Origin of the sequence: Escherichia sp. B1147, from assembly GCF_001660175.1 — a bacterium.
Lineage (GTDB): Bacteria > Pseudomonadota > Gammaproteobacteria > Enterobacterales > Enterobacteriaceae > Escherichia > Escherichia whittamii.
This window is the reverse complement of the sequence record NZ_LFHY01000010.1, coordinates 25,159-50,932: the sequence shown is the minus strand read 5'-3', so window position 1 is coordinate 50,932 and position 25,774 is coordinate 25,159. Positions and strand designations below refer to the sequence as shown.

Below are 25,774 nucleotides of genomic sequence, written 5' to 3'. Positions count from 1 at the left end.
ATGAACACCGCACTTGCACAACAAATCGCCAATGAAGGCGGCGTCGAAGCCTGGATGATTGCCCAACAACATAAAAGCCTGCTGCGTTTTCTGACCTGCGGCAGCGTCGATGACGGCAAAAGCACCCTGATTGGTCGCCTGCTGCACGATACTCGCCAAATCTACGAAGATCAGCTCTCATCGCTGCATAACGACAGCAAACGACACGGTACCCAGGGCGAAAAACTGGATTTGGCGTTGCTGGTGGATGGCCTGCAAGCTGAACGCGAACAGGGCATCACTATCGATGTGGCTTACCGTTATTTCTCCACCGAGAAGCGTAAATTTATTATCGCCGACACTCCTGGGCACGAGCAGTACACCCGCAATATGGCGACCGGAGCGTCAACGTGTGAGCTGGCGATCTTATTGATCGACGCCCGTAAAGGCGTGCTCGATCAAACCCGTCGTCACAGTTTTATCTCTACGCTGCTGGGGATTAAACATCTGGTCGTAGCGATCAATAAAATGGATCTGGTGGATTACAGTGAAGAGACATTCACCCGCATTCGTGAAGACTACCTGACTTTTGCCGAACAATTACCGGGTAATCTGGATATTCGTTTTGTACCGCTCTCTGCCCTGGAAGGCGACAATGTGGCTTCGCAAAGCGAAAGTATGCCGTGGTACAGCGGCCCAACATTACTTGAAGTGCTGGAAACCGTTGAGATCCAGCGAGTGGTTGATGCCCAGCCGATGCGCTTCCCGGTTCAATACGTTAACCGCCCGAATCTCGATTTTCGTGGCTACGCCGGAACGCTGGCTTCCGGTCGCGTGCAAGTCGGGCAACGTGTCAAAGTACTGCCCTCTGGCGTGGAGTCAAACATCGCGCGGATCGTTACTTTTGATGGCGATCGCGAAGAAGCTTTTGCCGGAGAAGCGTTCACACTGGTGCTGACGGATGAGATCGATATCAGCCGTGGCGATCTGCTGCTGACAGCAGATGAAGCGCTGCCGGCGGTGCAGAGTGCGTCAGTTGATGTGGTATGGATGGCGGAACAACCGCTTTCCCAGGGCCAGAGTTACGACATCAAAATCGCCGGTAAGAAGACGCGCGCTCGTGTTGATGGAATTCGCTATCAGGTTGATATTAATAACCTTACCCAGCGTGAAGTTGAAAACCTGCCGCTGAATGGGATCGGCCTGGTGGATCTCACCTTTGACGAGCCGCTGGTGTTAGATCGTTATCAACAAAATCCGGTGACGGGGGGGCTGATTTTTATCGATCGTCTGAGCAACGTGACTGTTGGTGCAGGTATGGTGCATGAGCCAACAAACGATGCCGTCGTTGCGCCGTCGGAATTTAGTGTGTTCGAGCTTGAACTGAATGCGTTAGTACGCCGTCACTTCCCGCACTGGGGCGCGCGCGATTTACTGGGAGGTAAATGATGGCTCTGCATGACGAAAACGTCGTCTGGCATAGCCACCCAGTAACTGTGCAACAGCGCGAACAGCACCACGGACATCGTGGTGTTGTGCTGTGGTTTACTGGGCTCTCCGGTTCTGGTAAATCAACCGTCGCGGGCGCGCTGGAAGAAGCACTGCATAAACTCGGCATCAGTACGTATTTGCTGGATGGTGACAACGTTCGCCACGGGTTATGTAGCGATCTCGGTTTTAGCGATGCCGATCGCAAAGAAAATATCCGTCGGGTTGGTGAAGTGGCGAATTTAATGGTTGAAGCCGGACTAGTGGTGCTGACCGCGTTTATCTCGCCACATCGCGCTGAACGCCAGATGGTTCGCGAACGCGTAGGAGAAGGGCGATTTATCGAAGTGTTTGTCGATACGCCGCTGACGATTTGCGAGGCTCGCGATCCAAAAGGCTTATATAAGAAAGCGCGCGCTGGTGAACTGCGCAACTTTACCGGAATAGATGCAATTTACGAAGCGCCTGAATCGGCAGAAATTCATCTCAATGGTGAACAATTAGTAACAAATTTGGTTCAGCAATTATTAGATCTACTGAGACAGAACGATATTATCAGATCCTGAGACACCACCGGGTTTTCATGCCCGGTTCGTCAAAGTGACAGGATCCGATATGCGTAATAGCCATAACATTACACTAACAAATAGTGATAGCCTTACTGAGGACGAAGAAACCACATGGTCGCTACCTGGGGCCGTGGTCGGTTTTGTGTCCTGGCTGTGTGCACTGGCGATTCCGATGTTGATTTATGGCTCTAACACGCTGTTTTTCTTTATCTACACCTGGCCTTTCTTTCTGGCGCTGATGCCTGTTGCGGTGGTGGTAGGTATTGCGCTGCATTCCTTGATGGACGGAAAATTACGCTACAGTATTGTTTTCACTTTTATCACCGTTGGCATTATGTTTGGTGCACTGTTTATGTGGTTGTTGGGCTAATCTGTTCTTTCCTGTTCATTCTGTCCATAATTCAAACCGTAACCAACAATGAGATTATGTTCTGCGCGCCCTGGGTATACGTAACAATGGACAAATGTGGTACATTTGCCCGCGTTGTCGCGGTATCCCCAACAGAGGATGTAGAGTCGTCTTCGGATGCATGGGATGAGGATGCCGTTTTTCAGGGGGCAGGATGGGTAAACTAACGCTGCTGTTGCTGGCTATTCTGGTCTGGCTACAGTATTCGCTGTGGTTCGGTAAGAACGGTATACATGACTATACCCGCGTCAATGATGATGTGGCGGCACAGCAAGCTACAAACGCGAAACTTAAAGCGCGAAACGATCAGCTTTTTGCCGAAATTGACGATCTCAATGGTGGCCAGGAGGCGCTCGAAGAGCGTGCGCGTAATGAACTCAGCATGACCAGGCCGGGCGAAACTTTTTATCGTCTGGTGCCTGACGCGTCGAAGCGCGCACAGTCTGCGGGGCAAAACAATCGATAAATCAGCCCGGGAATTAACATGGCAACCACTCATTTGGATGTTTGCGCCGTGGTTCCGGCGGCCGGATTTGGCCGCCGAATGCAAACGGAATGTCCTAAGCAATATCTCTTAATCGGTAATCAAACCATTCTTGAACACTCGGTGCATGCGCTGCTGGCGCATCCCCGGGTGTCGCGTGTCGTCATTGCAATAAGCCCTGGCGATAACCGCTTTGCACAACTTCCTCTGGCGAATCATCCGCAAATCACCGTTGTTGATGGTGGTGAAGAGCGTGCTAATTCCGTGCTGGCAGGTCTGAAAGCCGCTGGTGATGCACAGTGGGTGCTGGTGCATGACGCCGCTCGCCCTTGTCTGCATCAGGATGACCTCGCGCGCCTGTTGGCGTTGAGCGAAACCAGCCGCACGGGAGGGATTCTCGCCGCGCCGGTGCGCGATACGATGAAACGCGCGGAGCCTGGCAAAAACGCCATTGCTCATACCGTTGATCGCAACGGCTTATGGCACGCGCTGACGCCGCAATTTTTCCCTCGTGAGCTGTTACATGACTGCCTGACGCGCGCTTTAAATGAAGGCGCTACCATTACTGACGAAGCCTCGGCGCTGGAATACTGCGGTTTTCATCCACAGCTTGTCGAAGGCCGAGCGGATAACATTAAAGTCACGCGCCCGGAAGATTTGGCGCTTGCCGAATTTTATCTCACCCGAACCATCCATCAGGAGAATACATAATGCGAATTGGACACGGTTTTGATGTTCACGCCTTTGGCGGCGAAGGCCCAATTATCATTGGTGGCGTGCGCATCCCTTATGAAAAAGGGCTGCTGGCACATTCTGATGGCGACGTGGCGCTGCACGCGCTGACTGATGCATTACTTGGTGCAGCGGCGCTGGGGGATATCGGCAAGCTGTTCCCGGATACCGATCCGGCATTTAAAGGTGCGGACAGCCGCGAGCTGCTACGCGAAGCCTGGCGACGCATTCAGGCGAAGGGCTATACCCTCGGCAACGTCGATGTCACTATCATCGCTCAGGCACCGAAGATGCTGCCGCATATTCCACAAATGCGCGTGTTTATTGCCGAAGATCTCGGCTGCCATATGGATGATGTTAACGTGAAAGCCACTACTACGGAAAAACTCGGATTTACCGGACGTGGGGAAGGGATTGCCTGTGAAGCGGTGGCGCTACTCATTAAGGCAACAAAATGATTGAATTTGATAATCTCACTTACCTCCACGGCAAACCGCAAGGAACCGGGCTGCTGAAAGCCAACCCGGAAGACTTTGTGGTGGTGGAAGATTTAGGCTTTGAGCCTGATGGTGAAGGTGAGCATATCCTGGTGCGCATTCTTAAAAACGGCTGCAATACCCGTTTTGTGGCCGACGCATTGGCGAAATTCCTGAAAATTCATGCTCGCGAAGTCAGTTTCGCCGGGCAGAAAGACAAACATGCCGTTACGGAACAGTGGTTATGCGCTCGCGTACCGGGCAAAGAGATGCCTGATCTAAGCGCGTTTCAGCTGGAAGGCTGCCAGGTGCTGGAGTATGCGCGCCACAAGCGTAAACTGCGTTTAGGGGCGCTGAAAGACAACTCCTTTACCCTGGTGCTGCGAGAAGTGAGCAATCGTGATGACGTTGAACAGCGACTGATCGATATTTGCGTGAAAGGTGTACCGAATTACTTTGGCGCGCAACGTTTTGGTATTGGCGGTAGTAACTTGCAGGGCGCGTTGCGCTGGGCGCAAACCAATACTCCGGTGCGCGATCGCAATAAGCGTAGTTTTTGGTTGTCGGCAGCTCGTAGTGCGTTGTTTAATCAGATTGTTGCTGAACGACTCAAAAAAGCAGAAGTTAATCAGGTTGTTGACGGTGATGCGCTACAATTAGCCGGGCGCGGCAGTTGGTTTGTTGCTACTCACGAAGAACTGGCAGAATTACAGCGTCGCGTGAACGATAAAGAGCTGATGATTACTGCTGCTATGCCGGGTAGCGGCGAATGGGGAACCCAGCGTGAGGCGCTGGCATTCGAACAAGCGGCGGTAGCCGACGAAACTGAATTGCAAGCCCTACTGGTGCGCGAAAAAGTAGAAGCCGCGCGCAGAGCGATGCTGTTATATCCGCAACAATTAAGCTGGAACTGGTGGGATGACGTCACCGTAGAAATCCGTTTCTGGCTTCCGGCGGGGAGTTTTGCGACCAGCGTTGTCAGGGAACTTATCAACACAACAGGTGATTATGCGCATATTGCTGAGTAATGATGACGGGGTACATGCGCCCGGTATACAAACGCTGGCGAAAGCTCTGCGTGAGTTTGCTGACGTTCAGGTGGTCGCCCCCGATCGTAATCGCAGCGGTGCTTCAAACTCCCTGACGCTGGAATCTTCCCTGCGCACGTTTACCTTTGAAAATGGTGATATCGCCGTGCAAATGGGAACCCCGACCGATTGCGTCTATCTTGGCGTGAATGCTCTGATGCGTCCGCGCCCGGATATTGTGGTTTCGGGTATTAACGCAGGGCCGAATCTGGGTGATGATGTTATTTATTCCGGTACGGTGGCCGCCGCGATGGAAGGTCGTCATTTAGGCTTTCCGGCACTGGCCGTTTCACTTGACGGGCATAAACATTACGACACTGCTGCAGCAGTCACCTGTTCCATTTTGCGCGCACTGTGTAAAGAGCCGCTGCGTACCGGACGTATTCTCAATATCAACGTACCTGATTTACCGCTGGATCAGATTAAAGGTATCCGCGTGACTCGCTGCGGTACACGACATCCGGCAGATCAGGTTATCCCGCAGCAGGATCCGCGCGGTAATACGCTGTACTGGATTGGCCCGCCGGGCGGTAAGTGTGATGCCGGTCCGGGGACCGATTTTGCTGCGGTAGATGAAGGCTACGTCTCCATCACGCCGCTGCATGTAGATTTAACCGCGCACAACGCGCAAGATGTGGTTTCAGACTGGTTAAACAGCGTGGGAGTTGGCACGCAATGGTAAGCAGACGCGTACAAGCACTTCTGGATCAATTACGTGCGCAAGGTATTCAGGATGAGCAGGTGCTTAATGCACTTGCTGCCGTGCCGCGTGAAAAATTCATCGATGAAGCGTTTGAACAAAAAGCCTGGGACAATATCGCGTTGCCGATAGGTCAGGGGCAGACAATTTCGCAGCCGTATATGGTGGCGCGAATGACCGAATTACTCGAACTGACGCCGCAGTCGCGAGTGCTGGAAATCGGCACTGGTTCGGGATATCAAACGGCAATTCTGGCACATCTTGTCCAGCATGTATGCTCGGTTGAACGGATTAAAGGATTGCAGTGGCAGGCGCGCAGACGTCTGAAAAATCTTGATTTACACAATGTTTCAACCCGTCACGGAGATGGATGGCAAGGTTGGCAAGCACGTGCGCCGTTTGACGCTATCATTGTAACGGCTGCACCGCCCGAAATTCCGACAGCGTTAATGACGCAACTGGACGAAGGCGGCATTCTCGTCTTACCTGTAGGGGAAGAGCACCAGTATTTAAAGCGGGTGCGTCGTCGGGGAGGCGAATTTATTATCGACACTGTGGAGGCTGTGCGCTTTGTTCCCTTAGTAAAGGGGGAGCTGGCTTAAAGCGTGAGGAAAATACCTGGAATTTTCCTGGTTATTTTGCAGCAGGTCAGCGTATCGTGAACATCTTTTCCAGTGTTCAGTAGGGTGCCTTGCACGGTAATTATGTCACTGGTTATTAATCAATTTTTTCCTGGGGGATAAATGAGCGCGGGAAGCCCAAAATTCACCGTTCGCCGTATTGCGGCTTTGTCACTGGTTTCGCTATGGTTGGCTGGCTGTTCTGACACTTCAAATCCACCGGCACCGGTCAGCTCCGTTAATGGCAATGCGCCAGCAAATACCAATTCTGGTATGTTGATTACGCCGCCACCGAAAATGGGGACGACGTCTACAACGCAGCAACCACAAATTCAGCCGGTACAACAGCCACAAATTCAATCGGCTCAACAGCCGCAAATCCAACCGGTACAGCCTGTTACCCAGCAACCGGTGCAAATGGAAAACGGACGCATCGTCTATAACCGTCAGTACGGGAATATTCCGAAAGGCAGTTATAGCGGCAGCACTTACACCGTGAAAAAAGGCGACACACTTTTTTATATCGCCTGGATTACCGGCAACGATTTCCGTGACCTTGCCCAACGCAACAATATTCAGGCTCCTTACGCTCTGAACGTAGGTCAGACCTTACAGGTGGGTAATGCTTCCGGTACGCCAATCACTGGCGGAAATGCCATTACCCAGGCCGATGCAGCAGAGCAAGGAGTTGTGATCAAGCCTGCACAAAATTCCACCGTTGCTGTTGCGTCGCAACCGACAATTACGTATTCTGAATCTTCGGGTGAACAGAGTGCTAACAAAATGTTGCCGAACAACAAGCCAACTGCGACCACGGTCACAGCGCCTGTAACGGTACCAACAGCAAGCACAACCGAGCCAACTGTCAGCAGTACAACAACCAGTGCGCCGATCTCCACCTGGCGCTGGCCGACTGAGGGCAAAGTGATAGAAACCTTTGGCGCTTCTGAGGGAGGCAACAAGGGGATTGATATCGCAGGTAGCAAAGGACAGGCAATTATCGCGACCGCAGATGGCCGCGTTGTTTATGCCGGTAATGCGCTGCGCGGCTACGGTAATCTGATTATCATCAAACATAATGATGATTACCTGAGTGCCTACGCCCATAACGACACAATGCTGGTCCGGGAACAACAAGAAGTTAAGGCGGGGCAAAAAATAGCGACCATGGGTAGCACCGGAACCAGTTCAACACGCTTGCATTTTGAAATTCGTTACAAGGGGAAATCCGTAAACCCGCTGCGTTATTTACCGCAGCGATAAATCGGCGGAACCAGGCTTTTGCTTGAATGTTCCGTCAAGGGATCACGGGTAGGAGCCACCTTATGAGTCAGAATACGCTGAAAGTTCATGATTTAAATGAAGATGCGGAATTTGATGAGAATGGAGTTGAGGTTTTTGACGAAAAGGCCTTAGTTGAAGAGGAACCCAGTGATAACGATTTGGCCGAAGAGGAGCTGTTATCGCAGGGGGCAACACAGCGTGTGCTGGACGCGACTCAGCTTTACCTTGGTGAGATTGGTTATTCGCCACTGTTAACGGCCGAAGAAGAAGTTTATTTTGCGCGTCGCGCACTGCGTGGTGATGTCGCCTCTCGCCGCCGGATGATCGAGAGTAACTTGCGTCTGGTGGTAAAAATTGCCCGCCGTTATGGCAATCGTGGTCTGGCGCTGCTGGACCTTATCGAAGAGGGCAACCTGGGGCTGATCCGCGCGGTTGAGAAGTTTGACCCGGAACGTGGTTTCCGCTTCTCTACATACGCAACCTGGTGGATTCGCCAGACGATCGAGCGGGCCATTATGAACCAAACCCGTACTATTCGTTTGCCGATTCACATCGTAAAGGAGCTGAACGTTTACCTGCGAACCGCACGTGAGTTGTCCCATAAGCTGGACCACGAACCGAGTGCGGAAGAGATAGCAGAGCAACTGGATAAGCCGGTTGATGACGTCAGCCGTATGCTTCGTCTTAACGAGCGCATTACCTCGGTAGACACCCCACTGGGTGGTGATTCCGAAAAAGCGTTGCTGGACATCCTGGCCGATGAAAAAGAAAACGGTCCGGAAGACACCACGCAAGATGACGATATGAAACAAAGCATCGTCAAATGGCTGTTCGAACTGAACGCCAAGCAGCGTGAAGTGCTGGCACGTCGATTCGGTTTGCTGGGGTACGAAGCGGCAACACTGGAAGATGTAGGTCGTGAAATTGGCCTCACCCGTGAACGTGTTCGCCAGATTCAGGTTGAAGGCCTGCGCCGTCTGCGTGAGATTTTGCAGACTCAGGGGCTGAATATCGAAGCGCTGTTCCGCGAATAATAAGCATCTGTCAGAAAGGCCAGTCTCAAGCGAGGCTGGCCTTTTTCTTTTGTCTGGAGAGTCGGTTTTTAGGCTGGATAAGACGCGTGGGCGTCGCATCCGGCAATCAGCATCCTATTTGTTCATCATCTTGCGCACCAGTTGCATAAACAGTTTCTGCTCTTCTCCACTCAAACGTCCCAAAAACTCCTCATCCACACTGTCACCAATCGGTATCGCCGCAGCAAGTACCTTTTCTCCTTCGGCAGTCAGCCAGACAAAACGCCGCCGCTTATCGACGGTGTCATGCTCTCGTCTGACCAGGCCACGATTTTCCATTCTTGCCAGAATTTCTGCCAGCGTTGCCTTGGTGCTGACTGCTGCTTCCATCAGCGCCACCTGTTCGATACCAGGCTTATCAGCAATGGCGCGCATCACGGCGTACTGCGGTTTGGTCAGGTCAGGCAACTCATGCTGCCAGCGAGACGTGTGCTGCTGAAAAAGCTGTCGTAACTGATGGAACGCTTTATTTCGTAACGCCATGTAAACTCCGGGCTAACTTTCTGTCGCTATCATAGCGGTTTTTTAGTGACGAAGGGGATGTTGTTACTTTTCCGTACTTGCCGCAATGTGAATAGAAGGGTATGTTAATAATAACGTTCGTGTACGAACAATTAAGGGAATAAAAATGAGACTGATAGTCGGGATGACAGGGGCTACAGGTGCGCCTCTTGGTGTGGCATTACTGCAAGCACTAAAGAAGATGCCCGGTGTGGAAACACATCTCGTGATGTCGAAGTGGGCGAAAACCACCATTGAACTGGAAACGCCCTACAGTGTTCGCGATGTCGCTGCCCTGGCAGACTACTGCCATAACCCGGCGGATCAGGCGGCGACTATCTCCTCAGGTTCCTTTCGTACCGATGGCATGATCGTCATTCCGTGCAGTATGAAGACGCTGGCTGGTATTCGTGCTGGCTATGCCGATGGGCTGGTGGGGCGAGCTGCTGATGTTGTTCTTAAAGAAGGGCGCAAGCTGGTGCTGGTGCCGCGTGAAATGCCGCTCAGTACTATCCACCTTGAAAATATGCTCGCGCTTTCCCGTATGGGCGTGGCGATGATACCGCCCATGCCTGCCTTCTATAACCATCCCGAAACGGTAGATGACATTGTCCACCACGTGGTAGCTCGCGTGCTGGATCAGTTTGGCCTCGAACATCCTCAAGCCAGGCGCTGGCAAGGATTGCCGCAGTCCGGGAGTTTTTCTCAGGAGAATGAGTAATGGCTTTTGATGATTTACGCAGTTTTTTACAGGCGCTTGATGACCACGGTCAGTTGCTGAAAATCAGCGAAGAGGTGAATGCCGAGCCAGATCTGGCCGCTGCTGCCAACGCCACCGGGCGCATCGGCGACGGCGCGCCTGCACTGTGGTTTGATAATATTCGCGGCTTTACCGATGCCCGCGTGGCGATGAACACCATCGGTTCCTGGCAGAACCACGCGATTTCCCTCGGCCTGCCGCCAAACACGCCGGTTAAAAAACAGATTGATGAGTTTATCCGCCGCTGGGATAACTTCCCGATTGCCCCGGAGCGTCGCGCAAATCCAGCCTGGGCGCAGAACACTGTCGATGGCGAAAAGATTAACCTGTTCGATATCCCGCCACTGTTTCGTTTAAACGACGGCGATGGTGGATTCTATCTCGATAAAGCCTGCGTGGTTTCCCGTGACCCACTCGACCCGGAAAACTTCGGTAAGCAGAATGTCGGCATCTACCGTATGGAAGTGAAGGGCAAACGTAAGCTCGGCCTGCAACCGGTGCCGATGCACGATATCGCCCTGCATCTGCATAAAGCGGAAGAGCGTGGCGAAGATCTGCCGATTGCGATCACCCTTGGTAACGATCCGATCATCACGCTGATGGGCGCTACACCACTGAAATACGATCAGTCTGAGTACGAAATGGCGGGCGCACTGCGCGAAAGCCCGTACCCGATCGCCACCGCCCCGCTGACCGGTTTTGATGTGCCGTGGGGCTCGGAAGTCATTCTCGAAGGTGTTATCGAAAGCCGTAAACGCGAAATTGAAGGGCCATTCGGTGAGTTTACCGGCCACTACTCCGGCGGGCGCAACATGACCGTGGTGCGTATCGATAAAGTCTCTTACCGCACAAAACCGATTTTTGAATCGCTCTATCTCGGGATGCCGTGGACCGAAATCGACTACCTGATGGGGCCAGCCACCTGTGTGCCGCTGTATCAGCAACTAAAAGCTGAGTTCCCGGAAGTACAAGCGGTGAACGCCATGTACACCCACGGCCTGCTGGCGATTATCTCCACCAAAAAACGCTACGGTGGTTTTGCCCGCGCGGTGGGCCTGCGCGCAATGACTACGCCGCATGGTCTGGGCTACGTGAAGATGGTGATTATGGTCGATGAAGACGTTGACCCGTTCAACCTGCCGCAGGTGATGTGGGCGCTCTCGTCGAAAGTGAACCCGGCAGGGGATTTGGTGCAGTTGCCGAATATGTCAGTACTGGAACTCGATCCAGGTTCAAGCCCGGCGGGGATCACCGATAAGCTGATTATCGACGCCACCACGCCTGTTGCCCCAGACAACCGCGGTCACTACAGCCAGCCGGTGGTGGATTTACCGGAAACCAAAGCCTGGGCTGAAAAACTGACCGCTATGCTGGCCGCACGTAAATAAGGAGAACAAGATGATTTGTCCACGTTGTGCTGATGAACAGATTGAAGTGATGGCGAAATCGCCGGTGAAAGATGTCTGGACGGTATACCAGTGCCAGCATTGCCTTTATACCTGGCGCGATACCGAACCGTTGCGCCGCACCAGTCGCGAACATTACCCGGAAGCGTTCCGTATGACGCAGAAAGATATTGATGATGCGCCGATGGTGCCGAGCATTCCACCGCTGCTGGCGGCAGATAAGCGTTAATAAAAAAGTGCCGGGTAGAGGCTTTGCCTTACCCGGCCACGTTATTTAATTTTATAAAACGATAACCGTCCGCTCTCCGGGGAGCCTGTATCAATATAAACCTGATTGGCAAATGTCTGGATATTCGTAAACATCATATGCCCGAAGATAAAACAGTCGGCACCATTTATTTCTTTTAACTCACCTTTAAGCGATTTCTGAACACGCTCAACAGGCCAGAGTAATTCGCTTTGCGCTATTTTTTTACCGAACTGATACTCATCACCAGGATAATCTGCATGTACGACGACATATTTTATAATATCGTTGGTGATTTCAATAATATGCGGAAGATGATGAAAGCGAAGCAACAGGTCTATTGCTTCTTTTTGTTCCGAATCATTTAACTCAAAGAACCAGTCGCCGCCGCTGGCAAGCCACATATTACCATCGCCAGTCGAGAATGCATCAAGCGCCATCGCCTCGTGGTTGCCTTTAACCGACGTAAACCAGGGCTGGTTTAACAGGCGTAGCACGTTAAGGCTCTCCGGCCCACGATCAATATTATCGCCGACAGAAATAAGTAAGTCTGTTTCAGGGCAAAAAGAGAGTTGATGTAAGCGGGATTGTAATAATTGATAGTCACCATGAATATCACCAACGGCCCATATATGGCGATAGTTATGAGCATCAATTTTTTGATAGCGTGTAGATGGCATGGTTTTACCCTGTAAAATAAGCTCTCTTATTATACAGGGTATTTTTATTTGATTCGTCAGTTGTCGTTAATATTCCCGATAGCAAATGACTATCGGGAATTATTTTTACACCAGACTCTTCAAGCGATAAATCCACTCCAGTGCCTGACGCGGGGTCAGTGAATCTGGGTCGAGATTTTCCAGTGCTTCGACCGCTGGCGAGGTTTCTTCCGGTACTGACAGCAAAGACATTTGCGTACCATCCACTTGTGTAGCGGCGGCGTTCGGCGAAATGCTCTCCAGTTCACGCAGTTTTTGCCGCGCGCGCTTAATCACATCTTTCGGCACGCCTGCCAGCGCAGCAACCGCCAGACCGTAGCTTTTGCTCGCTGCGCCGTCCTGCACGCTGTGCATAAAGGCGATGGTGTCGCCGTGCTCCAGCGCATCGAGATGCACGTTGGCGACGCCTTCCATTTTCTCCGGCAGTTGGGTCAGCTCGAAATAGTGGGTGGCAAACAGCGTCAACGCTTTAATCTTGTTCGCCAGATTTTCCGCACACGCCCATGCCAGCGACAGACCATCGTAAGTGGATGTCCCGCGTCCAATCTCATCCATCAACACCAGACTGTACTCGGTGGCGTTATGCAAAATATTGGCGGTTTCGGTCATCTCCACCATAAAGGTTGAACGTCCGGAAGCCAGATCGTCCGCTGCGCCTACGCGGGTGAAGATACGGTCAATCGGGCCAATTTCCACGCTTTGTGCAGGTACGTAACTGCCGATATACGCCATTAGCGCTATCAGTGCAGTCTGGCGCATATAGGTACTTTTACCGCCCATATTCGGACCAGTAATGATCAACATGCGACGCTGCGGCGACAGATTCAGCGGGTTGGCGATAAACGGTTCATTCAGTACCTGTTCAACCACCGGATGGCGGCCTTCAGTAATGCGAATGCCCGGTTTGTCGATAAAGGTCGGGCAGGTGTAGTTCAGCGTATACGCGCGTTCGGCAAGGTTCACCAGCACGTCGAGTTCTGCCAGCGCGCTCGCGCTCTGCTGCAACGCTTCCAGATGCGGCAACAGCAGGTCGAACAGCTCTTCATAAAGTTGTTTTTCAAGCGCCAGCGCTTTACCTTTTGAAGTGAGGACTTTGTCTTCGTACTCTTTCAACTCCGGAATAATATAGCGTTCGGCGTTTTTCAGCGTCTGGCGGCGCATATAGTTGATTGGCGCGAGGTGGCTTTGTCCACGGCTAATCTGAATGTAATAGCCGTGCACCGCGTTAAAGCCAACTTTCAGCGTGTCCAGACCGGTGCGTTCGCGCTCGCGGATTTCCAGACGCTCCAGATAATCGGTCGCGCCGTCAGCCAGCGCACGCCACTCATCCAGTTCTTCGTTATAGCCTGGAGCGATGACGCCACCGTCGCGCACCAGCACTGGCGGTGTCTCGATAATTGCCCGCTCCAGCAGGTCACGCAGCTCGGCAAACTCGCCCATTTTTTCACGCAGTGCCTGTACCGGTGCACTATCGACAGTTTCTAACTGCGCGCGCAGTTCCGGCAGTTGCTGGAAGGCATGACGCATACGAGCCAGATCGCGCGGGCGAGCGGTACGTAATGCCAGACGTGCCAGAATACGTTCCAGATCGCCGACCTGACGCAGTACCGGCTGTAACTCGGCGGTGAAATCCTGCAATGCGCCAATAGTTTGCTGGCGCTCAAGTAACACGCGGGTGTCGCGCACTGGCATATGCAGCCAGCGTTTCAGCATACGACTACCCATCGGTGTGACGGTGCAATCGAGCACGGAGGCCAGCGTATTCTCCACACCGCCCGCCAGGTTCTGGGTGATCTCCAGGTTACGACGCGTCGCAGCATCCATAATGATGCTGTCCTGCTCACGTTCCATAGTGATAGAACGAATATGCGGCAGGGTGGTGCGTTGGGTATCTTTCGCATACTGCAACAGGCAACCGGCAGCACAAAGCCCGCGTGGTGCGTTCTCGACGCCAAAACCAATCAGATCCCGAGTGCCAAATTGCAGGTTCAACTGCTGGCGCGCGGTGTCGATTTCAAACTCCCACAGCGGACGACGGCGCAGGCCGCGACGACCTTCAATCAACGACATCTCGGCGAAATCTTCTGCATAAAGCAGTTCCGCCGGATTGGTGCGTTGCAGTTCTGCCGCCATCGTTTCGCGGTCAGCCGGTTCGCTCAGACGAAAACGCCCGGAACTGATATCCAGCGTCGCGTAACCGAAGCCTTTGCTGTCCTGCCAGATAGCCGCCAGTAGGTTGTCCTGACGCTCCTGCAACAGGGCTTCATCGCTGATAGTCCCTGGCGTGACGATTCGTACAACTTTGCGCTCAACCGGCCCTTTGCTGGTCGCCGGGTCGCCAATCTGTTCGCATATAGCAACCGACTCGCCCTGATTCACCAGTTTGGCGAGATAGTTTTCCACTGCATGGTAGGGAATACCTGCCATCGGGATCGGCTCGCCCGCAGATGCGCCGCGTTTAGTCAGTGAAATATCCAGCAGCTGCGACGCTCGTTTTGCGTCGTCATAAAACAGCTCGTAAAAGTCACCCATCCGGTAGAACAGCAGGATCTCAGGATGCTGGGCTTTCAGCTTGAGATACTGCTGCATCATCGGTGTATGGGCGTCGAAATTTTCTATTACACTCATGGAGTTAGGTCCGGTTCCCTGATGTTAAATGTAGTGTGATGGTTTTTATTTTCGTTGTAATCACATAAGGCGCACATGATACCGGAGTTAATCATTTCAGGGGAAGACGCGAAAGGTGAGTTCTTGATGTCGGTTCCGGGAAAAATGCTGCTTTACAGCGTTTGTTTGTTGACTGTGAAGAAGGCGTACAACATTGCGTTGGTTGAAGAAACCTCCTCCTTCAGAGCCATAGTCCCCTTTAAAATTAAGTTGTAATATAAATGCATCTTAAGAGTATGGAGGCAGCATGTCCGGCAAGCGTATCTCTCGTGAAAAACTGACGATTAAAAAAATGATCGATCTTTATCAAGCGCAATGCCCGCAGGCGTCAGCGGAGCCGGGGCATTACGAGACGCTGTTTGCTTACGCGCAAAAGCGGCTGGATAAATGTGTGTTTGGCGAAGAGAAACCGGCCTGTAAGCAGTGTCCGGTGCATTGTTATCAGCCTGCAAAGCGTGAAGAGATGAAGCAAATTATGCGTTGGGCGGGACCGCGCATGCTGTGGCGTCATCCGATCTTAACCGTGCGTCATCTGATTGATGACAAGCGCCCGGTGCCGGAACTGCCGGAAAAATATCGCCCGAAAAAACCACGTGAGTAGCGTGCCGGATAGATCTTCCTGTCCGGCACTAGACGATTAAACCAATGCCGCTTTATCAATCCCCAGCCGTTTCATCCGTGACAGCAAGGTGGTGCGTTTTAACCCCAGACGTTGCGCAGCGCCTTTCGGACCCGCGACTACGCCGTTAGTCTCTTTTAATACGCGGACAATCAGTTGATATTCATCTTCGCCTTCCTGAGCGACGACCGTCGCGGCCGGCGGCGTTTCAGGTTCTGGCAGTGAGATATCGGGTAAAGAGAGTTGTAGAACGTTACCGCGAGTCAGCAGTACCGCGCGCTCAATAACATTTTCCAGCTCGCGCACGTTACCCGGCCATTCCATGTTGCTCAATATGCGCAGCGTCTCGGCAGGAATGCTGTCGATATTGCGCCCCAGGCGACGGGCAATTTTGAAGGTAAAGGCTTTCGCCAGCAGAGGAATATCTTCCGGACGCTCGCGCAGCGGCGGCAGGTGGATCGGGAAGACATTCAGGCGGTAATAGAGATCGCTACGGAACTCGCGGTCGGCGACCATTTTTTTCAGATCGCGGTTAGTCGCGGCGATTAAACGCACGTCTGTTTGAATGATTTTGTTGCTGCCGAGGCGTTCAAACTCCTGTTCCTGCAATACGCGCAGCAATTTCGGCTGTAACTCCAGCGGCATATCGCCCACTTCATCAAGGAACAGCGAGCTTTTATCCGCCAGTTCAAAACGACCGATGCGCTGGGCGCTGGCACCAGTAAAGGCACCACGCTCATGACCGAACAGATCGCTTTCCAGCAGTCCCGCAGGCATGGCGGCGCAGTTCATCTTCACCATTCGCCGACCATTACGGTTGCTAAGATTGTGGATCGCGCGGGCAATCAGTTCCTTACCCGTCCCCGTTTCACCAAGAATGAGTACGGTGCTGTCGCTTTGCGCTACCATCTCAACCTGCTTGAGCACGCTATACATGGCTTCGCTGCGACCAATAATCTCGCCAAATTCACTATCCACATTATTGAGCTGTTCAGTCAGAGCAAGGTTTTCATCAACCAGGCGCTCTTTCAGGCGATGGATTTCCTGGTAGGCGAGGGCGTTATCGACAGCGATTGCCACTCGTTCGGCAATCTGGCGCAGCAAACTCAGGTTGGTGGTGGTAAACGTTTTCTCTTCGCACTGCGCCAGTTTCAGCACGCCCAGCATGGTTTTACCAGACATCAGCGGTAACAGGCACAAGGTTTGAATCTGGTTGCCCCAGGTGTCGAACAACATGCGTTCGTAAGGGGCTAAATCATCTCGCTCGTGGAGATTAATCAGCAGCATCTCCTTGCTTTTGAATACGCGCTCAGTGAGAGTTCCGGCCTCATCAACTTCGCTCTGTTCGTGGGCAGGATGCTGTTTATCCAGATAGTGAGTGGAATAAATGTTGAGTTTGTTTTTGCGGTCGCTGCGTAAAACGATGCTGATATCGTCGATATCGAAGTAGTAGTGGATTTCTTTAGCCACTTCGCTGACCAGCTCGTCCATATCCAGGCGGGAAAGCACCGCGTTGGTGATGGCAACCAGGATGCGGAAGTTATCCCGTTCCCGGCATAGCAGTTCGTAGTCGACATTATTGATGACGCGGCTCTGAATTTGCTCGCTGACAACAGAAACAATCTGCGTAAATGTTTGCAGTCGATTGAACTCTTTTTCGCTCCACGGACGATCGTCATAACGAATAAATTCACAGCCGCCAAAAATATGTCCTTCCGCTGCCTGCGGCATCAGGCAATAGTGACCAAATTTGGGGTATAGCCCGCTCTCGGCCAGTTGCGGCCAGGTGTCACAAAACTCTTCGTAGCTGCAGTGCAGTGTGTCAGGACGCGATAAAATGCTGCGCACTGGACCATGTGCCAGAATGGTTTCGTCTTCGTATTTAATGGGATTGTCTTTGTCACGCGACGCGTAATAAGTCGCACGTTGAGTCTGCGCTTGCCACAATACAATAGCTGCTTTGTCGGCGAGCGCAGAACGCTTTACCAGTTGCGAAAGAGCCTCACACAGCGAGGCCAGATCGGGCTGCTGCAATAGTGTCCGAGTGATGTCGAACAACCCTTGTTGCCCGAGATCACTCATCGGTGTATACGACATGTTGTTCTTCCAGGAAAGCACCGCGAAGCGGTGCAAAAGGTAAATGACAAATTCCAGGGGCTATATTTTTATTAGCATATACGAGGTAGCGGTTCGGCGTGTGGTAGATCGAGAGTTCGTTTCACGCCATAAAGTCCAGCGAGACGAACACCTTTACGCTCAACCACTTCGCCAATTAATGCCGCGTCTTGTCCCAGTGGGTGGGAACGCAGCGTCGCCAGCACTTGCTCTGCCGCGTTACGCTCTACGGCAATCACCAGCTTACCTTCGTTGGCAAAGTTGAGGGCGTCCAGTCCCAGCAATTCGCAAACGCCACGCACGGCAGGTTTAACCGGCAGCGCTGCTTCTGAAAGTTCAATACCGCAACCACAGGTTGCCGCGAACTCATGAACTACCGCGTTCACTCCACCACGGGTAGCATCGCGCAGCGCTTTCACGCCGGGAATGTCGCGCAGCGTCTGAATCAGCGGCGTCAGCACCGCGCAATCACTGACCAGTTCGCCGTCCAGCCCCAGCTGCTCGCGCAGGTTAAGGATAGTTGCCCCGTGGTCGCCGAGCGTACCGCTAACCAGCAGAACATCGCCTGCGGTAAGCGTTTGTGCTCCCCAGTGAATATTCGCCGGGATCGCACCCATGCCGGCAGTATTGATAAACAGTTTATCCGCCGCCCCACGCTGTACCACTTTAGTATCGCCAGTGACGATGGCGATTCCTGCCGCACGGGCGGTTTCTGCCATGCTGGTAACTACCGCTTTCAGCGTCTCCATCGGTAATCCTTCTTCAAGGATAAATCCACAGGAGAGATAGCGTGGGATAGCGCCGCTAACCGCAACGTCATTGGCCGTACCGCAAATTGCCAACTTGCCAATATTCCCCCCAGGGAAGAACAGCGGGTCAATGACGTAGCTGTCGGTAGAGAACGCCAGACGGTCGCCTTCTGCCATTAATTGCGCCAGGTCAAGACGTGCCTGATCTTCCTGTTCTGCCAGCCACGGATTAGCAAACGCCTCCATAAACAGGCTGTTGATTAATTGCTGCATCGCCTGGCCGCCGCTGCCGTGGGCGAGTTGGATATTATTCACGCTTCACTCTCCTGCTGACGATACTGATACCATGCGGCACATGCTCCTTCGGAGGAAACCATAAGTGCGCCGAACGCGGTTTGAGGATTACAAGTGTTACCAAACAGCGGGCATTGATGCGGCTTACATTTGCCGGTCAATACTTCACCACAACGTGCGCGCGGGTCATCGCAAACCTGCTGCGGTGCCGGGCGGAAATGGGCTTCGGCATCGAATCGTTGATAATCCGGCGTCAGGTGCACACCAGAAGATTCGATCACCCCAAGGCCGCGCCATTCGCTGTCGCCATTGACGCAGAAGACGTCAGCAATCGCCTGTTGTGCCAGCAAATTACCCGCATCTGGCACCACCCGCCGGTACTGATTCTCAACCTTGCTGTGGTCCGCTATTTTCTGCTCCACCAGCATCACCACGCCTTGCAGTAGATCAAGTGGTTCGAATCCAGCGACCACCAGAGGACGATGAAAATCACTGGCGATAAAATTATAGGCGTCGGTGCCAATCACCATACTGACGTGACCTGGCGCGAGAAACGCGTCGATGCCGTTATCGGGTTGTTCCAGCAAACTGCGCAGCGTAGGGATCAGCGTAATATGCTGACAGAAAAAGTAAAAATTCTGCACATCGCGGGCTTTTGCCTGTTGCAGAGTGATAGCAGTGGTCGGCATGGTGGTTTCAAACCCTAAGCCGAAGAACACCACTTTACGGGTTGGGTTCTCCTGCGCCAGTTTCAACGCATCCATTGGCGAGTAGACGATGCGCACATCGGCACCGCGTGCTTTTGCCTGCAACAGCGATCCCTGTTTTCCTGGTACGCGCATGGCGTCGCCAAAGGTACAGAAAATCACTTCCGGATGGCTGGCAATCTCCACGCAGGTGTCGATTCTGCCCATTGGCAGTACACACACCGGGCAACCAGGGCCGTGGATAAACTCAACGTTTTCAGGCAGTAATTGGTCCAGGCCGAATTTAAAGATGGCGTGGGTATGACCGCCGCATACTTCCATAATGCGCAGCGGGCGGTCGGCAGTGTATGAAAGATGTGAAGCACGTTCGCGCAGATGCTCAATTAACTGCATCACCTGTTCCGGCGCGCGATATTCATCAACAAAACGCATTATTTTTCCTCGCCATACAACAGCGCGCCGACATCCGGCTCAACGTCAAACATATTTTGTAAGGCATCGAGAGTGTCCCGCGCTTCGGCTTCATTAATTACGCTCATGGCAAAACCAACGTGGACCAGTACCCACTGGCCTACGCGCGGCTGACCGTTTTCATCGCAACTGCCGACTAGCGTTAGGTCGACATCGCGCTGAATGCCGCAGACGTCGACTTTCGCCTGGTTGCCGTCAATGGTGCGAATCTGGCCAGGAACGCCTATGCACATCGCTGTGCCTCCAGCCAGTTCAGCCACTGGTCCATCCCTTCGCCGCTGGTAGCGGAAATGAGGATGATTTCAATTTCTGGGTTCACTTCGCGGGCGCAGGCGATGCACTTCTCAACGTCAAAGTTGAGATACGGCAGCAAATCAACTTTGTTGAGCAGCATCAGTGAGGCGGCGGCAAACATATGCGGATATTTCAGCGGCTTATCTTCACCCTCAGTGACCGAGAGCACCGCCACTTTATGTTTTTCACCCAGATCGAAACTGGCCGGGCATACGAGGTTACCAACGTTTTCGATAAACAGAATGCCGTTATCGTCCAGTGGCAGGCGCGGAGCGGCATCAGCAATCATCTGGGCATCAAGATGGCAGCCTTTACCGGTATTCACCTGAATCGCTGGTGTGCCGGTAGCGCGAATGCGGGCGGCATCGTTCACGGTTTGCTGGTCGCCTTCAATCACCGCACACGGAACGCTATCTTTCAGGCGCATTAAGGTTTCAGTCAGCAGCGTGGTTTTACCGGAACCAGGACTGGATACCAGGTTGAGCACCAGTTGATTACGGGCAGCAAAGCGCGCGCGGTTGCGTTCAGCCAGACGGTTGTTTTTGTCCAGCACGTCAATTTCGACTTCCAGCATCCGACGCTGGCTCATACCCGGCGCGTGAGTGCCAGCTTCACCGTGACCATAATGCAGGTCGCCTTCTTCGGTCTGGCTGGGGGTAAATTCAGGCGCTTTAATGCCGGTGATTTTCATCTTCGGCCGTGCCGCCGGGGCAAAAGGTGCGCTACGAAACGCGGAATGAGGGTTATGTTCATCACCCTCGATATACAGGTTGCCTTCACCGCAACCGCATGTTGTACACATCGCTCACTCCTGGTCTATTTCTATCCGCCGAATCTGTAAACCGTCGTCTGCCACAATGCGCAGCATGTCGCCATGACACTGTGGACAGCGGCGGACGCGCTGGGTCAGTAGCGTCACATATTGCTGGCATGTTTCACACCAGCATTCGGCCTCTTGTTCTTCGAGGTGCAGTTTACAACCTTCTGCCACGCTGCCACGGCAAACCAGATCAAAACAAAAGGCAAGAGAGCTGGTTTCGACACAAGAAAATGCGCCAATTTTGAGCCAGACCCCAGTTACGCGTTTTGCGCCGTGCTTTGCGGCCTGTTGTTCAATCAATTCCAGTGCCCGTTGGCAGAGGGTTATTTCGTGCATATCGCCTCCCATTAACTGTTGCCCGTGACAAGCAATAATTATGCCAGTGTTGATTATCCCTGATGTGAACAATGTCGATGATGTCGAAATGACACGTCGTCATGGCGTCGAAAGTCGACTATTTTATGGAAAACACATAAATAACAATAAGATAAAAATTGGCACAGAAAATGCTTAAGGGCAGGCATCTCTGTTAAACGGGTAACCTGACAATGACTATTTGGGAAATAAGCGAGAAAGCCGATTACATCGCACAGCGGCATCGTCGCCTACAGGACCAGTGGCATATCTACTGCAATTCGCTGGTTCAGGGGATCACGTTATCAAAAGCGCGCCTGCACCACGCCATGAGCTGCGCGCCAGATAAAGAACTCTGTTTCGTACTTTTTGAACATTTTCGCATTTACGTCACCCTGGCGGATGGTTTTAACAGCCACACCATCGAGTACTACGTCGAAACGAAAGACGGTGAAGATAAACAGCGGATAGCACAGGCTCAGTTAAGTATTGACGGCATGATTGATGGCAAGGTCAACATCCGTAATCGAGAACAGGTTCTGGAACACTATCTCGAAAAAATCGCTGGTGTTTACGACAGCTTATACACCGCCATTGAGAACAATACGCCGGTGAGTTTAAGCCAACTGGTAAAGGGACAAAGTTCAGCAGCATGAGCTGAAGCTTTGTCTGTTTTGCAGGCGTCATGCCTGTTTGGGGATGGGCGTGTCGATGAGTGTCGAAAATGACATTTTATCGGCATGTTTTCGTCAAAAATGACAATCACCTGAGGAATGCCCGGTGAATCGTTTTGTAATTGCTGACTCCACGCTCTGTATCGGCTGCCACACCTGTGAGGCCGCCTGTTCAGAGACGCATCGCCAGCACGGCCTTCAGTCTATGCCGCGCCTGAGAGTGATGCTTAATGATAAAGAATCTGCGCCGCAGCTCTGTCACCACTGTGAAGATGCGCCCTGTGCGGTAGTCTGCCCGGTTAACGCTATCACTCGTGTTGATGGTGCAGTCCAGCTGAATGAAAGTCTGTGCGTAAGCTGCAAACTGTGCGGCATCGCCTGCCCGTTTGGCGCCATTGAGTTTTCCGGCAGCCGTCCGCTGGATATTCCGGCAAATGCCAATACCCCGAAAGCGCCACCGGCACCGCCTGCTCCGGCGCGTGTCAGCACGCTGCTTGACTGGGTGCCGGGTATTCGCGCTATCGCCGTCAAATGTGACCTTTGTAGCTTTGATGAACAAGGCCCGGCCTGTGTGCGGATGTGCCCAACCAAAGCCCTGCATCTGGTGGATAACACCGATATCGCCCGCGTCAGCAAACGTAAGCGTGAGCTGACCTTTAACACGGACTTTGGCGATCTCACCTTGTTTCAGCAGGCTCAAAGTGGAGAGGCTAAATGAGCGCAATTTCACTGATCAATAGCGGCGTGGCGTGGTTTGCCGCCGCCGCTGTTCTGGCATTTCTCTTTTCTTTTCATAAGGCACTAAGTGGCTGGATTGCCGGAATTGGCGGCGCAGTCGGTAGCGTGTACACGGCAGCCGCGGGTTTCACCGTGCTGACTGGCGCGGTTGGCGTGAGCGGCGCGCTTTCGCTGGTGAGTTTCGATATTCAAATCTCTCCGCTTAACGCGATTTGGCTGATTACCCTCGGCCTGTGCGGTCTGTTTGTCAGCCTCTACAACATTGACTGGCATCGCCATGCGCAGGTGAAATGCAACGGCTTGCAGATCAATATGTTGATGGCTGCCGCCGTGTGTGCCGTCATCGCCAGCAACCTGGGCATGTTAGTGGTAATGGCTGAAATCATGGCTCTGTGCGCGGTGTTCCTCACCAGCAACAGCAAAGAGGGCAAACTGTGGTTTGCGCTGGGACGCCTCGGTACTTTACTGCTGGCGATTGCCTGCTGGCTGGTCTGGCAGCGTTACGGCACGCTGGATCTGCGCCTGCTGGATATGCGTGTGCAGCAACTGCCGCTCGGTTCCGATATCTGGCTGCTCGGCGTGATTGGTTTTGGCCTGCTGGCCGGGATTATCCCGCTGCACGGCTGGGTGCCGCAGGCTCATGCTAACGCCTCTGCGCCAGCTGCGGCGCTGTTTTCCACGGTGGTGATGAAAATCGGACTGCTGGGTATTTTAACTCTGTCTCTGCTGGGCGGTAATGCGCCGCTGTGGTGGGGAATTGCGCTGCTGGTGCTCGGCATGATCACCGCGTTCGTCGGCGGTCTGTATGCGCTGATGGAGCACAATATCCAGCGTCTGCTGGCTTACCACACACTGGAAAATATCGGCATCATCCTGCTGGGACTGGGCGCGGGTGTAACGGGTATTGCGCTCGAACAACCGGCGCTGATTGCTCTTGGCCTGGTCGGTGGTCTGTACCATCTGCTTAACCATAGCCTGTTCAAAAGCGTACTGTTCCTTGGGGCGGGGAGTGTCTGGTTCCGTACCGGTCATCGCGATATCGAAAAACTGGGTGGTATTGGCAAGAAAATGCCGGTTATCTCTATCGCCATGCTAGTCGGGCTGATGGCAATGGCTGCGCTGCCGCCGCTGAACGGTTTTGCTGGTGAATGGGTTATCTACCAGTCCTTCTTCAAACTGAGTAATAGCGGGACCTTCGTTGCCCGTCTGCTGGGGCCGCTGCTCGCCGTGGGTCTGGCGATTACCGGGGCGCTGGCGGTGATGTGTATGGCGAAAGTCTATGGCGTCACTTTCCTTGGCGCACCGCGTACCAAAGAAGCCGAAAACGCCACCTGTGCGCCGCTCCTGATGAGCGTCAGCGTGGTGGCACTGGCGATTTGCTGCGTGATTGGCGGTGTTGCTGCGCCGTGGTTGCTGCCAATGCTGTCGGCTGCTGTACCTCTGCCGCTGGAACCTGCCAACACCACCGTTTCTCAACCGATGATCACACTGCTGTTGATTGCCTGCCCGCTGCTGCCATTCATCATCATGGCGATTTGCAAAGGCGACCGTCTGCCGTCACGTTCCCGTGGCGCAGCCTGGGTGTGCGGCTACGACCACGAAAAATCAATGGTGATTACCGCTCACGGTTTTGCCATGCCGGTTAAACAGGCGTTTGCGCCAGTGCTGAAACTGCGTAAATGGCTGAATCCGGTGTCGCTGGTGCCGGGTTGGCAGTGCGAGGGGAGTGCGTTGCTGTTCCGCCGGATGGCGCTGGTTGAACTGGCGGTACTGGTGGTGATTATTGTTTCACGAGGAGCCTGAGAATGAGTGTTTTATATCCGTTAATTCAGGCGCTGGTGTTATTTGCCGTTGCGCCGCTGCTCTCCGGTATTACCCGCGTGGCGCGCGCCCGTCTGCATAACCGTCGCGGGCCGGGCGTGTTGCAGGAGTATCGCGACATTATCAAACTGCTGGGCCGCCAGAGTGTTGGCCCGGATGCCTCCGGCTGGGTGTTCCGCCTGACGCCGTATGTGATGGTGGGCGTAATGCTGACTATCGCTACCGCGCTGCCAGTGGTGACCGTCGGTTCTCCGCTGCCGCAACTGGGCGATTTGATCACCTTACTGTATCTCTTCGCCATCGCGCGTTTCTTCTTTGCCATTTCCGGTCTGGATACTGGCAGCCCGTTTACCGCTATCGGCGCGAGCCGTGAAGCAATGCTCGGTGTGCTGGTCGAGCCGATGTTGCTGCTTGGCCTGTGGGTCGCGGCGCAGGTTGCCGGTTCCACCAACATCAGCAACATCACCGACACCGTTTATCACTGGCCTCTGAGCCAGAGCATTCCGCTGGTGCTGGCGCTCTGTGCCTGCGCATTCGCCACCTTCATCGAAATGGGCAAACTGCCGTTCGACCTGGCGGAAGCCGAGCAGGAGTTGCAGGAAGGCCCGCTCTCTGAATACAGCGGTAGCGGTTTTGGCGTAATGAAATGGGGTATCAGCCTGAAACAACTGGTGGTGTTGCAGATGTTCGTCGGGGTGTTTATTCCGTGGGGACAAATGGAAACCTTCACCGCTGGTGGACTGCTGCTGGCGCTGGTGATTGCCATCGTCAAACTGGTAGTCGGCGTACTGGTTATCGCGCTATTCGAAAACAGCATGGCCCGTCTGCGTCTTGATATTACTCCGCGCATTACCTGGGCTGGTTTTGGTTTTGCATTTTTAGCGTTCGTCTCCTTGCTGGCGGCGTGATTAAAGAG

The 25,774-nt window shown here is 53.3% G+C and carries 28 protein-coding genes; 19 read left to right on the top strand and 9 right to left on the bottom strand.

All coding sequences use genetic code 11. The features are described 5' to 3' along the window. The 11 genes from cysN to rpoS all read left to right on the top strand — a co-directional run bounded on the left by cysN (position 1) and on the right by rpoS (position 8,863). The gene (gene cysN, locus A9180_RS09220; RefSeq protein ID WP_064528122.1) at positions 1–1,428 is read left to right on the top strand and encodes a sulfate adenylyltransferase subunit CysN; all 1,428 of its coding nucleotides are present in this window, start codon (positions 1–3) and stop codon (positions 1,426–1,428) included. After that, positions 1,428–2,033: an adenylyl-sulfate kinase gene (gene cysC, locus A9180_RS09215; protein ID WP_064528280.1), complete on the top strand. Its 606-nt coding sequence runs from the start codon at positions 1,428–1,430 to the stop codon at positions 2,031–2,033. The genes cysN and cysC overlap by 1 nt, the downstream gene beginning before the upstream one ends. Positions 2,034–2,082: 49 nt before the next feature. Continuing rightward, complete coding sequence (locus tag A9180_RS09210) at positions 2,083–2,406, top strand: DUF3561 family protein (RefSeq protein ID WP_064528120.1); 324 nt, start codon at positions 2,083–2,085, stop codon at positions 2,404–2,406. A 193-nt stretch (positions 2,407–2,599) separates the two neighbouring features. Continuing rightward, entirely contained in the window at positions 2,600–2,911 is a 312-nt protein-coding gene (gene ftsB, locus A9180_RS09205) for a cell division protein FtsB (RefSeq protein ID WP_000517476.1), read from the top strand. An 18-nt stretch (positions 2,912–2,929) separates the two neighbouring features. Continuing rightward, entirely contained in the window at positions 2,930–3,640 is a 711-nt protein-coding gene (gene ispD, locus A9180_RS09200; RefSeq protein WP_064528117.1) for a 2-C-methyl-D-erythritol 4-phosphate cytidylyltransferase, read from the top strand. After that, on the top strand, positions 3,640–4,119 hold the full coding sequence (gene ispF, locus A9180_RS09195) for a 2-C-methyl-D-erythritol 2,4-cyclodiphosphate synthase (RefSeq protein ID WP_001219242.1): 480 nt from the start codon (positions 3,640–3,642) through the stop codon (positions 4,117–4,119). Before ispD ends, ispF begins: the two co-directional genes overlap by 1 nt. After that, positions 4,116–5,165, top strand: coding sequence for a tRNA pseudouridine(13) synthase TruD (gene truD / locus A9180_RS09190; RefSeq protein WP_064528114.1), 1,050 nt, complete (start codon positions 4,116–4,118; stop codon positions 5,163–5,165). The genes ispF and truD overlap by 4 nt, the downstream gene beginning before the upstream one ends. Continuing rightward, positions 5,146–5,907, top strand: coding sequence for a 5'/3'-nucleotidase SurE (gene surE / locus A9180_RS09185; RefSeq protein ID WP_001516955.1), 762 nt, complete (start codon positions 5,146–5,148; stop codon positions 5,905–5,907). Before truD ends, surE begins: the two co-directional genes overlap by 20 nt. Then, complete coding sequence (pcm, locus tag A9180_RS09180; protein WP_000254703.1) at positions 5,901–6,527, top strand: protein-L-isoaspartate O-methyltransferase; 627 nt, start codon at positions 5,901–5,903, stop codon at positions 6,525–6,527. The genes surE and pcm overlap by 7 nt, the downstream gene beginning before the upstream one ends. Positions 6,528–6,719: 192 nt before the next feature. Further along, positions 6,720–7,808 (top strand): murein hydrolase activator NlpD, encoded by a 1,089-nt coding sequence (gene nlpD / locus A9180_RS09175; RefSeq protein ID WP_241957072.1) that lies wholly within the window; start codon positions 6,720–6,722, stop codon positions 7,806–7,808. A 62-nt stretch (positions 7,809–7,870) separates the two neighbouring features. Continuing rightward, positions 7,871–8,863 carry an RNA polymerase sigma factor RpoS gene (rpoS, locus tag A9180_RS09170; RefSeq protein WP_000081550.1) on the top strand — a complete coding sequence of 331 codons (993 nt, stop codon included), beginning with the start codon at positions 7,871–7,873 and terminating at the stop codon, positions 8,861–8,863. 114 nt (positions 8,864–8,977) lie between these two features. On the opposite strand, the gene A9180_RS09165 is transcribed toward rpoS, so the two are convergent. Continuing rightward, positions 8,978–9,385, bottom strand: a complete 408-nt coding sequence (locus tag A9180_RS09165; RefSeq protein WP_064528108.1) for a MarR family winged helix-turn-helix transcriptional regulator — start codon at positions 9,383–9,385, stop codon at positions 8,978–8,980. 145 nt (positions 9,386–9,530) lie between these two features. On the opposite strand from A9180_RS09165, the gene A9180_RS09160 reads away from it, so the two are divergent. Genes A9180_RS09160 through A9180_RS09150 form a run of 3 tightly spaced genes read left to right on the top strand, consistent with a single transcriptional unit; the run spans position 9,531 to position 11,798 of the window. Next, positions 9,531–10,124, top strand: coding sequence for a non-oxidative hydroxyarylic acid decarboxylases subunit B (locus A9180_RS09160; protein ID WP_064528105.1), 594 nt, complete (start codon positions 9,531–9,533; stop codon positions 10,122–10,124). Further along, positions 10,124–11,551 carry a non-oxidative hydroxyarylic acid decarboxylases subunit C gene (locus A9180_RS09155; protein WP_064528102.1) on the top strand — a complete coding sequence of 476 codons (1,428 nt, stop codon included), beginning with the start codon at positions 10,124–10,126 and terminating at the stop codon, positions 11,549–11,551. Before A9180_RS09160 ends, A9180_RS09155 begins: the two co-directional genes overlap by 1 nt. A gap of 10 nt (positions 11,552–11,561) precedes the next feature. After that, complete coding sequence (locus A9180_RS09150; protein ID WP_000562980.1) at positions 11,562–11,798, top strand: non-oxidative hydroxyarylic acid decarboxylases subunit D; 237 nt, start codon at positions 11,562–11,564, stop codon at positions 11,796–11,798. Positions 11,799–11,839: 41 nt separating this feature from the next. Here the strand turns inward: A9180_RS09150 and pphB are convergent, their stop codons facing one another. After that, positions 11,840–12,496, bottom strand: coding sequence for a protein-serine/threonine phosphatase (gene pphB, locus A9180_RS09145; RefSeq protein WP_064528100.1), 657 nt, complete (start codon positions 12,494–12,496; stop codon positions 11,840–11,842). A 105-nt stretch (positions 12,497–12,601) separates the two neighbouring features. Further along, positions 12,602–15,163 (bottom strand): DNA mismatch repair protein MutS, encoded by a 2,562-nt coding sequence (gene mutS / locus A9180_RS09140; protein ID WP_064528097.1) that lies wholly within the window; start codon positions 15,161–15,163, stop codon positions 12,602–12,604. Positions 15,164–15,449: 286 nt separating this feature from the next. Between mutS and A9180_RS09130 the strand changes: the two genes are divergently transcribed. Beyond that, on the top strand, positions 15,450–15,803 hold the full coding sequence (locus tag A9180_RS09130; protein WP_064528091.1) for a nitrous oxide-stimulated promoter family protein: 354 nt from the start codon (positions 15,450–15,452) through the stop codon (positions 15,801–15,803). 36 nt (positions 15,804–15,839) lie between these two features. Here A9180_RS09130 and flhA read toward each other — a convergent pair whose 3' ends face one another. The 6 genes from flhA to hypA form a co-directional block, all read right to left on the bottom strand. Next, positions 15,840–17,918, bottom strand: coding sequence for a formate hydrogenlyase transcriptional activator FlhA (gene flhA / locus A9180_RS09125; RefSeq protein ID WP_064528088.1), 2,079 nt, complete (start codon positions 17,916–17,918; stop codon positions 15,840–15,842). Positions 17,919–17,989: 71 nt separating this feature from the next. Further along, positions 17,990–19,000, bottom strand: a complete 1,011-nt coding sequence (gene hypE / locus A9180_RS09120; protein WP_064528085.1) for a hydrogenase maturation carbamoyl dehydratase HypE — start codon at positions 18,998–19,000, stop codon at positions 17,990–17,992. Then, on the bottom strand, positions 18,997–20,118 hold the full coding sequence (hypD, locus tag A9180_RS09115) for a hydrogenase formation protein HypD (protein ID WP_064528083.1): 1,122 nt from the start codon (positions 20,116–20,118) through the stop codon (positions 18,997–18,999). Before hypD ends, hypE begins: the two co-directional genes overlap by 4 nt. Continuing rightward, positions 20,118–20,390 (bottom strand): hydrogenase 3 maturation protein HypC, encoded by a 273-nt coding sequence (gene hypC, locus A9180_RS09110; RefSeq protein ID WP_000334881.1) that lies wholly within the window; start codon positions 20,388–20,390, stop codon positions 20,118–20,120. The genes hypD and hypC overlap by 1 nt, the downstream gene beginning before the upstream one ends. Next, positions 20,381–21,253 (bottom strand): hydrogenase nickel incorporation protein HypB, encoded by an 873-nt coding sequence (gene hypB / locus A9180_RS09105; protein WP_064528082.1) that lies wholly within the window; start codon positions 21,251–21,253, stop codon positions 20,381–20,383. Before hypB ends, hypC begins: the two co-directional genes overlap by 10 nt. A 3-nt stretch (positions 21,254–21,256) precedes the next feature. Further along, positions 21,257–21,607, bottom strand: coding sequence for a hydrogenase maturation nickel metallochaperone HypA (hypA, locus tag A9180_RS09100; protein ID WP_001516945.1), 351 nt, complete (start codon positions 21,605–21,607; stop codon positions 21,257–21,259). A gap of 212 nt (positions 21,608–21,819) precedes the next feature. On the opposite strand from hypA, the gene hycA reads away from it, so the two are divergent. The 4 genes from hycA (at position 21,820) to hycD (ending at position 25,766) form a co-directional block, all read left to right on the top strand. Continuing rightward, positions 21,820–22,281, top strand: a complete 462-nt coding sequence (hycA, locus tag A9180_RS09095; protein WP_064528080.1) for a formate hydrogenlyase regulator HycA — start codon at positions 21,820–21,822, stop codon at positions 22,279–22,281. Between the two features lie 124 nt (positions 22,282–22,405). Then, positions 22,406–23,017: a formate hydrogenlyase subunit HycB gene (gene hycB, locus A9180_RS09085; protein WP_059268566.1), complete on the top strand. Its 612-nt coding sequence runs from the start codon at positions 22,406–22,408 to the stop codon at positions 23,015–23,017. Next, on the top strand, positions 23,014–24,840 hold the full coding sequence (gene hycC / locus A9180_RS09080; protein WP_064528076.1) for a formate hydrogenlyase subunit 3: 1,827 nt from the start codon (positions 23,014–23,016) through the stop codon (positions 24,838–24,840). Before hycB ends, hycC begins: the two co-directional genes overlap by 4 nt. Positions 24,841–24,842: 2 nt before the next feature. Continuing rightward, positions 24,843–25,766 (top strand): formate hydrogenlyase subunit HycD, encoded by a 924-nt coding sequence (hycD, locus tag A9180_RS09075; protein WP_000115224.1) that lies wholly within the window; start codon positions 24,843–24,845, stop codon positions 25,764–25,766. The last annotated feature ends 8 nt before the right edge of the window (positions 25,767–25,774 follow it).

Bases quoted from the DNA above. Each gene is read 5' to 3' on its own strand.
- truD (WP_064528114.1), top strand. From the start codon at position 4,116: ATGATTGAATTTGATAATCTCACTTACCTCCACGGCAAACCGCAAGGA.
- A9180_RS09150 (WP_000562980.1), top strand. From the start codon at position 11,562: ATGATTTGTCCACGTTGTGCTGATGAACAGATTGAAGTGATGGCGAAA.
- ispF (WP_001219242.1), top strand. From the start codon at position 3,640: ATGCGAATTGGACACGGTTTTGATGTTCACGCCTTTGGCGGCGAAGGC.
- hypD (WP_064528083.1), bottom strand. From the start codon at position 20,118: ATGCGTTTTGTTGATGAATATCGCGCGCCGGAACAGGTGATGCAGTTA.
- A9180_RS09160 (WP_064528105.1), top strand. From the start codon at position 9,531: ATGAGACTGATAGTCGGGATGACAGGGGCTACAGGTGCGCCTCTTGGT.
- cysC (WP_064528280.1), top strand. From the start codon at position 1,428: ATGGCTCTGCATGACGAAAACGTCGTCTGGCATAGCCACCCAGTAACT.
- mutS (WP_064528097.1), bottom strand. From the start codon at position 15,163: ATGAGTGTAATAGAAAATTTCGACGCCCATACACCGATGATGCAGCAG.
- ftsB (WP_000517476.1), top strand. From the start codon at position 2,600: ATGGGTAAACTAACGCTGCTGTTGCTGGCTATTCTGGTCTGGCTACAG.
- hypC (WP_000334881.1), bottom strand. From the start codon at position 20,390: ATGTGCATAGGCGTTCCTGGCCAGATTCGCACCATTGACGGCAACCAG.
- flhA (WP_064528088.1), bottom strand. From the start codon at position 17,918: ATGTCGTATACACCGATGAGTGATCTCGGGCAACAAGGGTTGTTCGAC.
- A9180_RS09130 (WP_064528091.1), top strand. From the start codon at position 15,450: ATGTCCGGCAAGCGTATCTCTCGTGAAAAACTGACGATTAAAAAAATG.
- ispD (WP_064528117.1), top strand. From the start codon at position 2,930: ATGGCAACCACTCATTTGGATGTTTGCGCCGTGGTTCCGGCGGCCGGA.
- A9180_RS09155 (WP_064528102.1), top strand. From the start codon at position 10,124: ATGGCTTTTGATGATTTACGCAGTTTTTTACAGGCGCTTGATGACCAC.
- A9180_RS09210 (WP_064528120.1), top strand. From the start codon at position 2,083: ATGCGTAATAGCCATAACATTACACTAACAAATAGTGATAGCCTTACT.
- surE (WP_001516955.1), top strand. From the start codon at position 5,146: ATGCGCATATTGCTGAGTAATGATGACGGGGTACATGCGCCCGGTATA.
- pcm (WP_000254703.1), top strand. From the start codon at position 5,901: ATGGTAAGCAGACGCGTACAAGCACTTCTGGATCAATTACGTGCGCAA.
- hycD (WP_000115224.1), top strand. From the start codon at position 24,843: ATGAGTGTTTTATATCCGTTAATTCAGGCGCTGGTGTTATTTGCCGTT.
- rpoS (WP_000081550.1), top strand. From the start codon at position 7,871: ATGAGTCAGAATACGCTGAAAGTTCATGATTTAAATGAAGATGCGGAA.
- hypA (WP_001516945.1), bottom strand. From the start codon at position 21,607: ATGCACGAAATAACCCTCTGCCAACGGGCACTGGAATTGATTGAACAA.
- cysN (WP_064528122.1), top strand. From the start codon at position 1: ATGAACACCGCACTTGCACAACAAATCGCCAATGAAGGCGGCGTCGAA.
- A9180_RS09165 (WP_064528108.1), bottom strand. From the start codon at position 9,385: ATGGCGTTACGAAATAAAGCGTTCCATCAGTTACGACAGCTTTTTCAG.
- hycC (WP_064528076.1), top strand. From the start codon at position 23,014: ATGAGCGCAATTTCACTGATCAATAGCGGCGTGGCGTGGTTTGCCGCC.
- hycA (WP_064528080.1), top strand. From the start codon at position 21,820: ATGACTATTTGGGAAATAAGCGAGAAAGCCGATTACATCGCACAGCGG.
- pphB (WP_064528100.1), bottom strand. From the start codon at position 12,496: ATGCCATCTACACGCTATCAAAAAATTGATGCTCATAACTATCGCCAT.
- hypB (WP_064528082.1), bottom strand. From the start codon at position 21,253: ATGTGTACAACATGCGGTTGCGGTGAAGGCAACCTGTATATCGAGGGT.